This is a genomic window from Bacillus cereus group sp. BfR-BA-01347, assembly GCF_022663835.1.
Lineage (GTDB): Bacteria > Bacillota > Bacilli > Bacillales > Bacillaceae_G > Bacillus_A > Bacillus_A thuringiensis_K.
Genome location: NZ_JAKUGG010000002.1, coordinates 21243 through 37021, shown reverse-complemented (window position 1 = coordinate 37021; position 15779 = coordinate 21243). Strand labels below are relative to the sequence as shown.

The window sequence follows — 15779 nt, the reverse complement described above, 5'->3', positions numbered from 1 at the left end:
AGACATGTTATAAAAATAGAATTGTTTCATGGTCGCTTTAATATTTGTAGGATAACACTTGCTTTGTAAATGTATTGGCAATAATCGCATAGCCGTTATCATTTGGGTGTACTTGGTCAAATAATAACTCTTTTTTATCATTCGATATTAATTTGCGAATTGGTAAAACGATAGATGGTTGATTTGCTTTGGAAATGGAATAAACAGATTCATTCCAGCCATCTAAAAACATATCTGCATAACTTGCGATGGAGTCATCGAGTTGTAACGGATTATAGAGTTCTGAGAGAATGAGTAAAGCGTCAGGATTTTGATCTCGAACTGTCTTTACAATACTTTTTATATCCGCTTCAAAATGGGCTTTTTCTTTATTTAACATTTTTATACCATCTATAACACCAACATCACGATTTAAACGAAATAAATTATTTCCTCCAATATTAATTGTAATTATATTTGCTGCTCTAATTTTTTCCTTTACATCTTCTGATTGAACTTTTTTTGCGAGACGATCTGTTGTAAGACCGTTTACCCCAAGGTTTTCTACTGTAATTGGTTTGTGAATTTGTGCTTCTATTTGCTTAGAAGCTAATTCAGCAAACCCACCTTGTGTCGATCCATATCCTTTAGCGAGTGAATCACCTAATACAAGATGATAAAAAGATTCGTTTGTTTGCTTATCAATCCAATTTGGAGCAGATGTTTTTTCTGTTTTTTCTTCAGATTCATTTTGTTTTGTCTCGTCGTTCTTTTCAAAATAAGAATAAGAAATGATCAGAAGGAGGAGACAAACAATTGTTAAGATGACTTTTTTCATAAATTCATCCTCCTTGTAATTGGTAATTGTATCATATTCAGCAGTATTAGCAATGTAAGGGCATATTATATGTTTATGAAAAGTTTATAATAACTTTACAGAAAATTTGTTGAAGTTTGTCAAAAAATATTGACGATAGGAAAGAACTTTATATATGATAATGTCAGATAAGGTGAAACTTTAATTAGTGGGAGCTTTATTTCCTATTAATTGTTAGTCATCATCAATCGGGCGTTTAAGGGGACTACTCGTTAGCGCAGGGTGAAATGAAAATTGTGTCTCTAATAGAAGAAAAAAGGTATGTGGTTAGAGACAGATAGGGATTCATTTCATTATTTCTGGTAATTGTATAAGGGGGATTTTTTGTGAAAAAGTCAAAAAAAATGCTAGCTGGAGCAACTCTTGCGATTGGTGTTATAGCACCGCAAGTAATGCCAGCAACAGCTCATGCAGATGAGAACACTGGGGAGAGTACAGTTAACTTACGAATTCTAGAAACATCAGATATTCACGTTAACTTAATGAATTACGATTATTATCAAACGAAAACAGATAATAAAGTAGGTCTCGTACAAACGGCAACACTTGTTAATAAAGCACGTGAAGAAGCGAAAAACTCTGTCCTATTTGATGATGGGGATGCATTACAAGGGACACCGCTTGGAGATTATGTAGCGAATAAAATAAAAGATCCGAAGAATCGTGTGGATCCTAGTTATACACATCCATTATATCGTTTAATGAATTTAATGAAGTATGACGTCATCTCTCTTGGGAATCATGAATTTAACTACGGTTTAGATTACCTAAACAAAGTGATTGAAAAAACGGATTTCCCGGTTATTAACTCGAATGTCTATATAGATGACCATGATGGTAATGATGAGAATGACGAGCATTACTTTGATAGACCATATCATATTTTAGAGAAAGAAGTAGTGGATGAAGCAGGCCAAAAACAAATAGTGAAAATTGGTGTAATGGGATTTGTTCCACCACAAATTATGAATTGGGATAAAGCGAATTTAGAAGGAAAAGTAAAGGCAAAAGATATTGTGCAAACAGCGAAAAAATTAGTTCCGGAAATGAAGGCGCAAGGTGCGGATATTATAGTTGCACTAGCGCATTCAGGTGTTGATAAGAGTGGATACAACGAAGGAATGGAAAATGCATCGTTTTATTTAGCAACACAAGTTCCTGGCGTAGATGCAGTATTAATGGGACATTCACATACCGAAGTGAAGGATGTATTTAATGGTGTTCCAGTTGTAATGCCTGGTGTTTTTGGTAGTAACTTAGGTATTATTGATATGCAATTGAAAAAGGTAAACGGAAAATGGGAAGTGCAAAAAGATCAGTCTAAGCCGCAACTTCGTCCGATTGCTGATAGTAAAGGTAATCCATTAGTAGAATCTGATCAAAAACTAGTTAATGAAATTAAAGATGATCATCAAGCGACAATCGATTATGTGAATACAGCTGTAGGTAAAACAACTGCACCAATTAATAGTTATTTTTCATTAGTACAAGATGATCCTTCCGTACAAATTGTGACAAATGCGCAAAAATGGTATGTAGAACAAGAACTTAAAAAACCAGAGTATGAAAAGATTAAAGATATTCCGGTTTTATCTGCAGGTGCACCATTTAAAGCAGGTGGCCGAAACGGTGCAACATATTATACTGATATTCCAGCTGGAACGTTAGCGATTAAAAACGTTGCAGATTTATACGTATATCCAAATACGTTATATGCTGTAAAAGTAAATGGGGCACAAGTGAAAGAATGGCTTGAAATGTCTGCAGGTCAGTTTAATCAAATTGATCCAAAGAAAACAGAAGAACAGCCGTTAGTAAATATAGGCTATCCTACATATAACTTCGATATTTTAGATGGCTTAAAATACGAAATTGATGTAACACAACCGGCGAAATACGATAAAGATGGAAAAGTTGTAAATGCAAATACGAATCGTATTGTAAATATGACATATGAAGGTAAGCCAGTAGCTGATGATCAAAAGTTCATCGTTGCTACAAATAATTATCGCGGTAGCAGTAAAACGTTCCCTGGTGTAAGTAAAGGAGAAGTTATTTACCAATCGCAAGATGAAACACGTCAAATTATTGTGAAGTATATGCAAGAAACACCAGTTATTAATCCAGCAGCTGATCAAAATTGGACGTTTAAACCGATTGTTGCAGATAAATTAAATACAACATTTGATTCTTCACCAAATGCACAAAAGTATATAAAGGCAGATGGAAAGATTTCATATGTTGGACCATCTGAAAATGAATTTGCTAAATATGCAATTGATATAACGAAGAAGAATGATGATAAAGAAACTGGTGAAGGAAATCCAACAACACCACCAAAAGGTGATGGAGAAAACCCAACAACACCGCCAACAGGTAATGAAGAAAAACCAACACCACCAACAGAAGAAGGTAATAATGGTAATGAACCAAAGCAAGATGGAAACACTACTGGATCTGGACAAACTACAACAGATGATCAAAATACAAAAGAAACAACAACTGTAAGTGAAAATAAAGAAGCTGAAAAAGATGAACGTGATTTACCGAAAACAGGTGCAAGTATTGCTTCTACAATTGGAGCTGGTCTTGCGTTTGTTGGAGCGGGATTACTTATGTTATTTAGAAGAAAGAAAGCGAATAGATAGTCGAGAAATATAAAAAGGATTACCGATTTGGTAATCCTTTTTGTTATATTATGAAACTGGTACTGCTTTTTCTTTTTTCCATGAAAGACCGAATCCAGTAAAGCCGACGATAATGGTTACGACTGGACAAGCTAAACAGAAGATTGCGTATGGCAGGTAATCGAATGTTGGAACGCTAAGAACGTTTGTTAAGAATACGCCACTGACACCCCATGGTACGAGTGGGTTAATTACTGTACCAGCATCTTCTAATACTCGTGATAAATTACGACGTTCTAAACCGACTTCATCGTATTTATTAGCAAATGCTTGTCCTGTTAAAACGATGGATAAGTACTGCTCACCAAGTAAGAAGTTTACACCAATTGCAGTTGAAGCAGTAGAAATAATTAAGCGTGTACTAGTTTTTACGAAGCTAGAGATAATATTCATCAGCTGCGCTATAATACCCATTCCTTGTAATAATCCTCCCATACAAAGAGCTAGGAAAATAAGAGCAATTGACATCATCATACTTTGCAGGCCACCGCGAGATAATAAGCTGTCAATGTCTTTGATACCAGTTTTAGAAACGTAACCGTCTTGCATAATTTTTATTAAATCAGCTAAAGAAGTGCTAGGTTTAAAAATAAAGAGAATAATAATCCCTACCACAATTCCTGCAAGTAATGTTGGAACTGCGGGTACCTTTTTAAATGCGAATAGGAACAGTAATAAAATAGGAATCAGTGTAACGATAGAAATCGTTGCATTTTTTTCTAGTGTGTTAATAAATGCTGAGAAATCAACGTTTCCACCAGATCCGCTTCCTAAAATGAAAAATGCGATAAAAGCAATAATGAAAGCTGGAACTGTTGTCCAAAGCATGTTACGAATATGTTCAAATAAATCTACACCCGTTACAGCAGGCGCTAAGTTTGTTGTATCAGATAAAGGAGACATTTTATCTCCGAAGAATGCACCAGAAATAATTGCACCAGCAATAAGAGCTGGATCGTATCCAAGGGCAGTACCCATTCCCATAAAGGCAAGTCCTACAGTTGCAGCAGTTGTAAAAGCACTACCGATACTCGTTCCAACAATTGCACAAACAACAAAAACAGTTGGAACGAAAATTTTTGGAGATACAAGTTGGAAGCCGTATACCATTAAAGTCGGAATAGTTCCAGCTGCGATCCAAACGCTAATTAATACACCTACAAGTAAGAAAATAAATATAGATGGAATACCAGCTGAAATACTACTAATCATCCCTTTCTCCATAGTAGACCAAGAGATTTTCTTTAAGAATCCAAATGCTAATAAAAGAACGATACCAAATAAAATTGGGATGTGTGGTGAAACTTCTAATTGAATAACACTAAAACCAATACAGAAAAAGATAAAAATTGTTAAAAGAACAGACTCAATTTTTGAAACCATTGTTTTCCCCTCCTAAGTAATGTGAAATAGCTCTTTTTTATATAAAATTCGCCAATATTGTATATTTCCTTCTAAAATTTAGAATTTTGTGACAAATTACCGGTAATTGTTAGTTCTTCTATATGATGCGGAAATGATTGGATAAAAAAACGTCCCTGCATATAATTATGCAGGGACGAAGAAATCGCGGTACCACCCTAGCTTGTGAAATGAATGTATCACAAAATAAAGGGTCATATGATATGCGCTTATAAAATAAAAAACGCCCCTGCAATATATGCAGGGACGAAAAATTCGCGGTACCACCCTAAATTGTGAAACAGTGTCGTTTCACCACTCTTTAGACATAACGGTCTATAACCGTCTTTCACTACTCCTCACGTTTCGTAAAAGAAGCTCCAGGGGGTAATTCATAATTCGCTCTGTACTGGTTCGCACCGACCACCAGCTCTCTGAAATCAGAAATCGAAATACTACTAAATCCTATCAACGCCGATTCATATGATGTTAGTTAAATTTTTATCATATTTTCATCTTACATGTCAATAAAAATATTAAATGTTTTTTTAGGGAAATAAAGGATAATTGTTTTAAAGCTCTAATTTTGTACGTTATAATGAATTTGAAAGGGGAGGAAAGAGTGAAGAAAAAAATAATTCTTTTTACCACCTTACTAGTCGTTGGCGGAAGTGCTGGAATTTACACAGCTTTTGCGGCTGAATCACAGCAGTTGAAACAAAAGCAAATACAACAGTCAGAAGTGAAGAAAGTAAAAGAAATAGAAGAGAAGAAATCAATGGAAAAAGCAGCAGAGAAACTAGGAGTTTCTACTGAGGGGAAAACAAAAGAAGAGGTTACGAAAGAAGTAAATACCGCTAGGTTTGAGAAGCGTCATGATTTATTAATTGAGCACGCTAAGCAACTTGGAATTGATACAGAGGGGAAAAAAGATGAAGAAATTATTTTAGAAATTGGAAAGATACAGCATGGAAAGTAGAACAACTTATCGTATGATAAGTTGTTCTTTTTTAAGAACTATTTGATTTTAAAATAATTGACAGTCATTCGGATTTAATGTTAACTATATTTATAAATAAGTTAACATTAGGGGTGGCAATTGTGACAATAAAAAGTAAAACGATTGAAAAATCATCTTATACATATGAAGAATTAGCAGAGAAAAATAAAGCTTACGTATGGCACCCATTTACACAAATGAAAGATTATTTAGAAGAAGATCCTGTCATTATTGAACGTGGAGAGGGAAGAAAGCTATACGATGTAAATGGTAATGAATATTGGGATGGTGTTTCATCTATATGGTTAAATGTTCACGGACATCAAGTACCGGAATTAGATGAAGCAATTCGTGAGCAATTAAATAAAATTGCTCATTCTACTATGTTAGGACTTGCTAACGTTCCATCTATTTTATTAGCAGAAAAAATTATTGAGGTTGTACCAGATGGATTGAAGAAGGTATTCTATTCTGATTCAGGTTCTACGGCTGTTGAAATTGCAATTAAGATGGCTTTCCAATATTGGCAGCATAAAGGGAAACCAAAGAAACAAAGATTCGTTACATTAAAAGAAGCATATCACGGTGATACAATTGGAGCTGTTTCGGTAGGAGCAATAGACTTGTTTCACCAAGTGTATAGTTCGCTCTTATTTGATGCGATTAAAATGCCGTATCCATATACATATCGTTCTCCTTACGGAAATAATAAGGAGGAAATTGTAAAAAGCCATTTAGAAGAAATGGAAGAATTGTTGAAAGAAAAGCATGAAGAAGTAGCTGCCATCATTGTAGAGCCATTAATGCAAGGTGCTGGCGGGATGATTACAATGCCAAAAGGATATTTAAAAGGACTGCGCGATTTATGTACTAAGTACAATGTATTATTTATTACAGATGAGGTAGCGACTGGATTTGGGCGTACAGGGAAAATGTTTGCGTGTGAACATGAAAATGTGACGCCAGACATTTTAACTGCTGGGAAAGGTTTAACAGGTGGATATTTACCAATTGCAGTTACGGTAACGACAGATGAAATATATAATACCTTCTTAGGAGAATATGAAGAACAAAAAACATTTTTTCATGGACATAGCTACACAGGCAATCCGTTAGGGTGTGCGGTAGCAATCGCGAATCTAGAACTATATGAAAAAACAAATTTAATAGAAGAAGTGGCACGTAAAACGGATTATGTGGCAGCGCAATTAGAAAAGCTCTTTGCGTATAAACATGTAGGTGATATTCGTCAGTGCGGATTAATGGTTGGTATTGAGCTTGTGAAGAATAAGGAAACGAAAGAAGCGTTTGACTGGACAGAGAGGATCGGTGTTCAAGTATGTAAACGCTCAAGAGAGCTGGGTATGATTTTACGACCGCTAGGTAACACGATTGTATTTATGCCGCCACTTGCTTCTACTTTTGAAGAGATTGATGATATGTTACGCATTTTATATAAGGCAATCTCGGATGTTACGGAGGGAGAATAATGAGTGGTTTTTTCATAACAGCAACGGATACTGAAGTTGGAAAAACAGTAGTTGCAGGTGCTATAGCAGGTGTATTTAGAGAATTAGGATATAACGTAGGGGTGTATAAACCGTTACAAAGTGGGCATGTTGCATCAAACCCTGAGGGAGATGCAGCAAGGTTAAAAGCATTATCAGGTGTACCGACACAAGAAAATGAAATTTGCCCTTATTCTATTGAAGAACCACTTGCTCCGAGACTTGCCATGAAAAGAGCTGGAAGAGTAGTAAAGTTAAAAGAAATTACTGATTACTATAATGAACTATTAAAAGAGTTTAATAGCTTATTTGTAGAAGGAGCAGGTGGGCTTGCTGTCCCATATACAGAAGATGCTTTAGTAATTGATTTTGCAAAAGAATTACAGTTGCCTCTTATTGTAGTAGCTCGTCCTACATTAGGAACAGTAAATCATACAGTGTTAACGATTGCTTACGCAAAGGCGCATGGCTTAACCGTAGCGGGTGTCATTTTATCAGGTTGCAAAGAATGTGAAATGGAAAGAGTGCAAGAAAATAAAGAAATGATTGAAGAGCTGAGTGGGGTACCAGTTTTAGGATTATTACCATTCTTTGAAGGTGAGTTTACGAAAGAAGAAGTATTAGAATCTGCAAAAGAATATATTATGATTTCAAAATTAGAGGAGTTTATCCAAAATGAATCAAAATTGGCGGGCGCACCTTCAATCTAAATTACAACAATTACATGAGCAAGGGCAGTATCGTGATTTGCATGTAACAGAGAAGGCAGAAGAGACTTGGCTTATTCGAGATAAAAAAAGGATGTTAAATTTAGCGTCAAATAATTATTTAGGGTTAGCTGGAGATGAAAGGTTAAAAGAAGCTGCTATTGCCTGTACAAAAAGATATGGAACTGGAGCGACTGCCTCTCGTCTCGTTGTAGGAAATCATCCATTATATGAAGAGGTTGAGAGAAGCATATGTGACTGGAAAGGTACTAAAAGAGCTTTAATTGTAAATAGTGGGTATACGGCAAATATAGGTGCCATATCTTCTTTAGCCTCTCGGCACGATATTGTTTTTAGTGATAAGTTAAATCACGCAAGTATTGTTGATGGAATCATATTAAGCGGGGCAGAGCATAAAAGGTATCGTCATAATGATTTGGATCATTTAGAGAAGCTGTTGAAAATGGCTTCGCCTGAAAAAAGGAAATTAATCGTAACAGATACCGTTTTTAGTATGGATGGTGATACTGCGTATTTGAGAGATTTAGTACAGCTGAAAGAGAAATACGGGGCAATCATTATAGTCGATGAAGCACATGCGAGTGGAATATATGGAATCGGCGGAGCTGGGTTATCTCATATAGAAAAAAAACTTGCTCAAAAAATTGATATACATATGGGGACGTTTAGCAAGGCTTTAGGGTGTTATGGTGCGTATTTGACAGGCGATGAAATTTATATAGAGTATTTACAAAATATGATGAGAAGCTTTATTTTTACTACGGCTTTACCACCAAGTACGTTAGGAGCAGTGCAAAAAGCAATTGAAATTGTAAAAGAAGATAACGAAAGAAGAGAGAACCTTATAGCAAACGGAGAATACTTCAGAACTAAATTAAGGGATGCTGGTTTTGATATTGGGAATAGTTCAACTCATATTGTACCGATTGTAGTCGGTTCAAATGAACATGCTTTACGATTTAGTAAAAGGTTGCAAGAGGCAGGGATTGCGGCCATTGCAATTCGTCCGCCAACTGTGCCGGTTCATAGTTCTCGAATTCGCTTTGCAGTTACATCGCAACATACAATAGCTGATTTAAAATGGGCTATTGACCGAATTATTCACATTGCGAAAGAAGAGGAGATTTTCGTATGAACGAGCTAAAGATTATTTTTATCCCCGGATGGGGAATGGAAGAGAATATTTGGGATTTAGTACTTCCGTATTTTAAAGGATATCCTGTTGAATGCATAGATTGGCGTAATGTGAAAGAACGAAGTGAATTTACAGAACGAATTATAGATGTAGCGCATAACGACAACGTAATTTTAGTTGGATGGTCACTAGGAGCGTTAACAGCAGTTGAAGCTTATAAAAAGATTGAGGCAAAAGGTATCGTATTAATTGGTGGGACCGCTAAATTTACAAATACGAGCGACTATAGTAATGGATGGAATGCTTTGCATGTAGAACGGCTGAAAAGGAATTTGGCGAGAAGGAAAGAAGATACGCTCAAGCGGTTTTATGAAAATATGTTTACGAAAGATGAGCTAAAAGAGAACAAAAACTTTGAGGACATTGTAGAACATTTTAAAGGTGATTCTATTCAGTCTTTACAACTAGGTTTGGATTATTTAATAGAAACAGATATGAGAGAAGAACTAAAAGAAATTAAAGTACCTATACTACTTATCCACGGAGAACAGGATGTAATATGCCCATTGTCTGCGGCACGTAGTATGACGGAGAATAGCAGCAGCGAGCTGAAAGTAGTAAGTGAAGCAGGGCATGCATTATGTGTAACGAATTTTGAATATTGCGCAAATGAGATAATTCAATTTGTAGAGGGGATACGACATGATCAACAAAACGTTACTACAAAAACGGTTTAATGGGGCAGCCGTATCTTACGATCGATATGCAAATGTACAAAAAAAGATGGCACATTCATTACTTTCAATCTTAAAGGAACGATATAGTGAAACGGCACCGATACGTATTTTAGAACTGGGGTGCGGGACGGGTTATGTAACAGAGCAATTATCAAAGTTATTTCCGAAAGCACATATTACAGCAGTTGATTTTGCTGAAAGTATGATTGCGATTGCGCAAACTAGACAAAATGTAAAAAATGTAACGTTTCACTGTGAAGATATTGAGCGATTACGATTAGAAGAATCATATGATGTCATTATTTCAAATGCTACATTTCAATGGTTAAATAATTTACAACAAGTGTTAAGAAATTTATTTCAACATTTGTCTATAGATGGGATATTACTCTTTTCAACGTTTGGACATGAAACATTTCAAGAATTGCATGCTTCGTTCCAACGTGCGAAAGAAGAAAGAAATATAAAAAATGAAACATCGATTGGTCAACGTTTTTATTCAAAAGATCAGTTGCTTCATATATGCAAGATAGAAACAGGGGAGGTGCATGTTTCTGAAACATGTTACATAGAGAGTTTTACAGAAGTTAAGGAGTTTCTGCATTCTATTCGAAAAGTAGGAGCAACTAATAGCAATGAAGGATCATATTGTCAAAGTCCCTCACTCTTTCGTGCGATGCTACGCATATACGAAAGAGACTTCACGGGAAATGAAGGGATAATGGCAACGTATCATGCTTTATTTATGCATATAACAAAAGAGGGGAAGAGATGAAATGAAACAAGTGCAAACAAAAAAGGATTGGAAAAAACTAGCATACGACGTAGTGGAAGAGAAGATGATTACGAAAGAAGATGCAATAGCGATATTAGAAGCTGATGATACAGAAGTTTTAGAAATTATGAATGCAGCTTACATTATTCGCCATCATCATTTTGGTAAGAAAGTAAAATTGAATATGATTATTAATACGAAATCTGGATTATGTCCTGAAGATTGTGGATATTGCTCACAGTCTATTATTTCAGAAGCACCGATTGATAAATATGCATGGTTAACGCAGGAGAAGATTGTAGAAGGGGCACATGAAGCAATACGCCGTAAAGCAGGTACATATTGTATTGTAGCGTCTGGTCGTCGTCCGACGGATAAAGAGGTAAATCACGTAATTGGAGCAGTTAAGGAAATTCGTGAAACGACAGACTTGAAGATTTGTTGTTGTTTAGGTTTCTTAAATGAAGATCAAGCAGGACGTTTAGCGGAAGCAGGCGTGCATCGTTATAACCACAACTTAAATACACATGCAAATAATTACGATAGTATTTGTTCAACTCATACGTACGATGATCGTGTTGATACAGTTCAAAAAGCAAAACAAGCTGGTATTTCACCATGCTCTGGAGCGATTTTTGGCATGGGAGAAACAATTGAAGAGCGTGCTGAAATTGCATTTGAATTACAACGTATAGATGCAGATTCTATCCCTTGTAATTTCCTTGTTGCTGTAAAGGGGACACCTCTTGAAGGGCAAAAAGAGTTAACACCAGTAGAATGTTTAAAAGTACTGGCAATGATGCGTTTTGTAAACCCAACAAAAGAAATTCGTATTTCAGGAGGACGTGAAATCAATTTACGTTCTGTACAGCCAATCGGTTTATTTGCAGCAAATTCTATTTTTGTCGGGGACTACTTAACGACAGCTGGACAAGAGCCGACTGCGGACTGGGGTATGATTGCAGATTTAGGATTTGAGATTGAAGAATGTGCATTATAGGATAGATGAAAAAGCAAACTTGTAAAAGGGTTTGCTTTTTTTGTAAATAAAATGTAATAAATAGTTGTAAACGCTTGATGCTATTGGTTTTTGAACGAAAAAAAGAATTTTTGTGGACGAATTTTCCAAGCCCTAGTTGTACATAGTAAATATGTAATTTATATTGGGTTGGAGGATTTTACATGTACAAATACATATTAGCGATTATGACTTGTTTAATTTTAATAAAAGCAATAAGTTCTGATCCAGTTAAGGCTGCTGAAAATCCTGAACAAAAAGAGATGCAACAAAGAATCGAACAACACTTTCGAACGAAAGCTGAACATTTTGGATTGAAAACGGAAGGAAAAGATTTAAAGGAAGTTAGAAAAGAAATTACTATTATAGAAGAAGCGAAAAAAAGAGAGAATGTATGGAGAACAGCACAAGCTCTTCATATAAAAACAGAAGGAAAAACGATGAATGAATTAATAAAAGATGTACAAAAAAAGGTAAAAAAATAAAAAGAGGCCGCAGCCTCTTTTTTTATGCCCATTGTTTTGATAAGTGAGCCATTTCAATTGCAGCAACAGCTGATTCATATCCTTTATTACCAGCTTTCGTACCTGCGCGTTCAATCGCTTGTTCAATTGTTTCTGTCGTTAATACGCCGAAAATAACTGGGATGTCCATTTGTAGTGATAATGACGCAACACCTTTTGCTACTTCATTACAAACGTAATCGTAGTGAGTTGTAGCACCTCGGATTACAGTACCTAATGTAATAACAGCATCATACTTTCCGCTACTAGCCATCTTTTTAGCGATTAAAGGAATCTCAAATGCACCAGGAACCCAAGCAACATCAATATCATTTTCTTCTACACCGTGACGCTTTAATCCGTCTAAAGCGCCGCCAAGTAACTTACTTGTAATAAATTCGTTAAAACGTCCAACAACAACTCCAACTTTTAATCCTGTACCAACTAAATGACCTTCGAATACCATAATAAATCTCTCCTTTAATTATAAGTTTAGTAAGTGTCCTAATTTGTTTACTTTCGTTTGTAAATACGATTTATTCTCTTCTTTTGCCGGCATTTGCAACGGTACACGCTCGACTACTTCTAAATCGTAACCTTGTAAGCCAGCAATTTTTCTTGGGTTATTCGTTAATAATCGTAAACTTTGTAAACCTAAATCTTTTAATATTTGAGCACCGATACCGTAATCACGAAGATCAGCAGGGAAGCCGAGTTTTTCATTTGCTTCTACAGTATCGAATCCTTCTTCTTGTAATTTATAAGCACGAAGCTTATTAAGAAGCCCAATGCCTCTTCCTTCTTGTCTCATATAAAGAAGAACACCTTTTCCTTCACGCTCAATTTGAGCAAGTGCTGCATGGAGTTGTGGTCCGCAATCGCAGCGATGTGAACCGAATACATCTCCTGTTAAGCATTCAGAATGAACACGTACAAGTACCGGTTCACCTGTTGAAATATCACCTTTTACAAGTGCGATATGTTCTTTCGTATCTAATGAGTTAGAATAGCCAATTGCGTGGAAAGTACCGAAATCTGTAGGTAATGTAATTTCCACTTCTCTCGTCACAAGTGTTTCATGATGGCGGCGGTAAGCAATTAAATCTTCTATTGTAATCATTTTTATATCAAATTGTTTTGCGCATTCTATTAAATCAGGTACACGTGCCATCGTGCCGTCCTCATTTATAATCTCGCAAATAACTCCAGCTGGTTCGGCACCGCATAGCTTTGCTAAATCAACAGCAGCTTCTGTATGACCTGCACGACGCAGGACACCGCCTTCTTTCGCAATTAATGGAAAGATATGTCCAGGTCGATTGAAATCAGTGCCTTTTGATGCAGGGTTTAACAATTCTTGTATCGTAGTTGCACGTTCGTGAGCGCTAATCCCTGTTGTTGTAGAAACATGGTCAATGCTCACTGTAAACGCAGTATGATGTGAATCTGTATTATGAGATACCATTGGTTCTAATTGTAGACGTTCTGCGTACCCTGCTGTAATCGGTACACAAACGAGACCACGGCCATGTGTAATCATAAAATTAATTGTTTCTGGTGTAATGTACTCTGCTAAAGCAATAAAATCGCCTTCATTTTCTCGGTTTTCATCATCACATACGATAACGACTTTACCTTGTTTTAAATCTTCTAGAGCTTCTTCAATACGATGAAACATTGTTCTTCCCCCTTATAGAAATCCGTTTTCTTGTAAAAAGCTTTCAGTCATTGAACCTACTCGTTTTGTAGGTTTAGTAATAAAGCGTTCGATATATTTACCAATCATGTCACACTCAATGTTTACGATATCTCCGGCATTTTTTTCTCCAATGACAGACTCGCTTACTGTGTGCGGGATGAGTGAAATCGTTATGGAAGATTCGTCTATATCAAATATCGTTAAACTCGTTCCATCAACAGCAATGGACCCTTTCTGCAAACAATAGTGCAGCAGTTCATCAGAAATTGCTATTTTGTAATAGACGGCATTGTAATGTTGTTTTTTATTTAAAATCGTTCCGATGCCATCAATATGTCCTGAAACGAAATGTCCACCGAATCGTCCGTTTGCAGCCATTGCTCGCTCTAAATTTACTTTAGAGTGCGGTTTAAGCATGCGAAGTGATGTCGACTGCATCGTTTCAGGCATTGCATCAACTGTAAATGAAGTAGTTGTAAAGCTTGTTACAGTTAAGCAAATACCGTTAACCGCGATACTATCACCTAAGTGAACATCTGATAAAATTTTCTTTGCATGAATCGTTAATTTCATCGCTTCTCCGCTTTGTTGCATGTTTGCTATCGTTCCTAATTCTTCTACAATTCCTGTAAACATTTCGTCACCTCGTTTCGGGCATTCGCAACGATTTTTATATCATCACCAATTTGTTTCATCTCTTGAATTTTCAAGGAAAGCGCATCTTGTAATTTTGAAAAACCATTTCCTCCAAATAAAGTAGGAGCATCTTTCCCACCAATTAATTTCGGGCTTATATAGGTTACAATTTCATTAAAATTATTTGTTTTTAAGAAACTTGCATGAATTGATTGGCCACCTTCAACGAATAGAGAAAGAATTTGTTTCTCTCCAAGAAAGGAAAGAAGGTCCTCGATTTCTATATACTTCGTTTCCATTTGGAATATAGCTATATTTTTAGATTCATAAGAAGATATCTTCGCTTTCTTTACATCCTTACCGACAATAATCCATGTCGGTGCTAAACCATCTGTTATAACATGAGAAGATGGTGGCGTTCGTAAATGGGTATCTAAAACAACGCGAATAGGATGTTTCCCACCATTTGGAATTCTTGTTGTTAAATGAGGATTATCAGCTATAACTGTATTCACTCCAACAAGAATTGCATCATGTGTATGGCGATATTGGTGAACATCAGCACGTGCTTCTTCACCTGTAATCCACTTACTTTCACCAGTTACAGTTGCTATTTTTCCATCTAAGCTCATTGCTGTTTTGATTGTTACAAAAGGGCGTTTCGTTTTCATGTAGTGAAAAAAGTAGCGATTTAATAAAAGCGCTTCTGCTTCAAGAATACCGGTAGTTACTTCAATTCTAGCTTCCTCTAATCTTCTTTTTCCGTTACCAGAAACGAGCGGATTACAATCGAGAGTAGCAATTACAACACGCTTAACTCCTTTTTCAATGAGCAATTCACAGCAAGGTGGTGTTTTTCCAAAGTGGCTACACGGTTCCAGTGTTACATAAACGGTAGCGTCTTTGGCGTTCTGACCAGCCATTTGAAGGGCATGAACTTCTGCGTGTTCTTCACCAGCTCGTAAATGAGCGCCCATACCAACGATGTTTCCATCTTTTACAACAACAGCACCAACCATAGGATTCGGACTTGTTTGTCCTGATGTCCCTTCTGCTAACTGCAGGGCAATCCTCATATATTCTTGATCTGTCATTT

General features: G+C 36.2%; 15 protein-coding genes and 1 other annotated feature. Of the genes, 9 read left to right on the top strand and 6 right to left on the bottom strand.

Translation table 11 applies throughout. From position 1 onward, the window contains the following. Positions 1-37: 37 nt before the first annotated feature. Positions 38-817 (bottom strand): GDSL-type esterase/lipase family protein, encoded by a 780-nt coding sequence (locus MR143_RS03405; RefSeq protein ID WP_000755850.1) that lies wholly within the window; start codon positions 815-817, stop codon positions 38-40. Positions 818-1182: 365 nt separating this feature from the next. On the opposite strand from MR143_RS03405, the gene cpdB reads away from it, so the two are divergent. Beyond that, the gene (gene cpdB, locus MR143_RS03400) at positions 1183-3504 is read left to right on the top strand and encodes a bifunctional 2',3'-cyclic-nucleotide 2'-phosphodiesterase/3'-nucleotidase (protein ID WP_000748641.1); all 2322 of its coding nucleotides are present in this window, start codon (positions 1183-1185) and stop codon (positions 3502-3504) included. A gap of 48 nt (positions 3505-3552) precedes the next feature. Here the strand turns inward: cpdB and nhaC are convergent, their stop codons facing one another. Next, entirely contained in the window at positions 3553-4926 is a 1374-nt protein-coding gene (nhaC, locus tag MR143_RS03395; RefSeq protein WP_000253730.1) for a Na+/H+ antiporter NhaC, read from the bottom strand. 278 nt (positions 4927-5204) lie between these two features. Continuing rightward, positions 5205-5425: a binding site (T-box leader), on the bottom strand. 141 nt (positions 5426-5566) lie between these two features. Between nhaC and MR143_RS03390 the strand changes: the two genes are divergently transcribed. The 8 genes from MR143_RS03390 (at position 5567) to MR143_RS03355 (ending at position 12330) form a co-directional block, all read left to right on the top strand. Then, on the top strand, positions 5567-5923 hold the full coding sequence (locus tag MR143_RS03390) for a hypothetical protein (protein ID WP_000726909.1): 357 nt from the start codon (positions 5567-5569) through the stop codon (positions 5921-5923). Between the two features lie 77 nt (positions 5924-6000). Beyond that, positions 6001-7434 carry an adenosylmethionine--8-amino-7-oxononanoate transaminase gene (gene bioA / locus MR143_RS03385; protein WP_002164169.1) on the top strand — a complete coding sequence of 478 codons (1434 nt, stop codon included), beginning with the start codon at positions 6001-6003 and terminating at the stop codon, positions 7432-7434. Then, positions 7434-8162 carry a dethiobiotin synthase gene (gene bioD, locus MR143_RS03380; protein WP_000012472.1) on the top strand — a complete coding sequence of 243 codons (729 nt, stop codon included), beginning with the start codon at positions 7434-7436 and terminating at the stop codon, positions 8160-8162. Before bioA ends, bioD begins: the two co-directional genes overlap by 1 nt. After that, positions 8128-9315: an 8-amino-7-oxononanoate synthase gene (bioF, locus tag MR143_RS03375; protein WP_001075422.1), complete on the top strand. Its 1188-nt coding sequence runs from the start codon at positions 8128-8130 to the stop codon at positions 9313-9315. Before bioD ends, bioF begins: the two co-directional genes overlap by 35 nt. Next, a complete protein-coding gene (locus MR143_RS03370) occupies positions 9312-10052 on the top strand; it encodes an alpha/beta fold hydrolase (RefSeq protein ID WP_001004162.1) in 741 nt (246 codons plus the stop codon). The genes bioF and MR143_RS03370 overlap by 4 nt, the downstream gene beginning before the upstream one ends. After that, positions 10018-10827: a malonyl-ACP O-methyltransferase BioC gene (bioC, locus tag MR143_RS03365; RefSeq protein ID WP_000608901.1), complete on the top strand. Its 810-nt coding sequence runs from the start codon at positions 10018-10020 to the stop codon at positions 10825-10827. The genes MR143_RS03370 and bioC overlap by 35 nt, the downstream gene beginning before the upstream one ends. Position 10828: 1 nt before the next feature. Next, positions 10829-11827 (top strand): biotin synthase, encoded by a 999-nt coding sequence (bioB, locus tag MR143_RS03360; RefSeq protein ID WP_000815836.1) that lies wholly within the window; start codon positions 10829-10831, stop codon positions 11825-11827. Positions 11828-12009: 182 nt separating this feature from the next. Beyond that, positions 12010-12330, top strand: a complete 321-nt coding sequence (locus tag MR143_RS03355; RefSeq protein WP_000280032.1) for a hypothetical protein — start codon at positions 12010-12012, stop codon at positions 12328-12330. Positions 12331-12352: 22 nt separating this feature from the next. Here the strand turns inward: MR143_RS03355 and ribH are convergent, their stop codons facing one another. Genes ribH through ribD form a run of 4 tightly spaced genes read right to left on the bottom strand, consistent with a single transcriptional unit; the run spans position 12353 to position 15777 of the window. Beyond that, on the bottom strand, positions 12353-12814 hold the full coding sequence (gene ribH / locus MR143_RS03350; RefSeq protein WP_000230895.1) for a 6,7-dimethyl-8-ribityllumazine synthase: 462 nt from the start codon (positions 12812-12814) through the stop codon (positions 12353-12355). An 18-nt stretch (positions 12815-12832) separates the two neighbouring features. Next, a complete protein-coding gene (gene ribBA / locus MR143_RS03345) occupies positions 12833-14026 on the bottom strand; it encodes a bifunctional 3,4-dihydroxy-2-butanone 4-phosphate synthase/GTP cyclohydrolase II (RefSeq protein WP_000468985.1) in 1194 nt (397 codons plus the stop codon). Positions 14027-14038: 12 nt separating this feature from the next. Continuing rightward, entirely contained in the window at positions 14039-14683 is a 645-nt protein-coding gene (gene ribE, locus MR143_RS03340; RefSeq protein ID WP_000493906.1) for a riboflavin synthase subunit alpha, read from the bottom strand. Then, positions 14665-15777 (bottom strand): bifunctional diaminohydroxyphosphoribosylaminopyrimidine deaminase/5-amino-6-(5-phosphoribosylamino)uracil reductase RibD, encoded by a 1113-nt coding sequence (gene ribD / locus MR143_RS03335; RefSeq protein WP_000131982.1) that lies wholly within the window; start codon positions 15775-15777, stop codon positions 14665-14667. Before ribD ends, ribE begins: the two co-directional genes overlap by 19 nt. Positions 15778-15779: the final 2 nt, after the last annotated feature.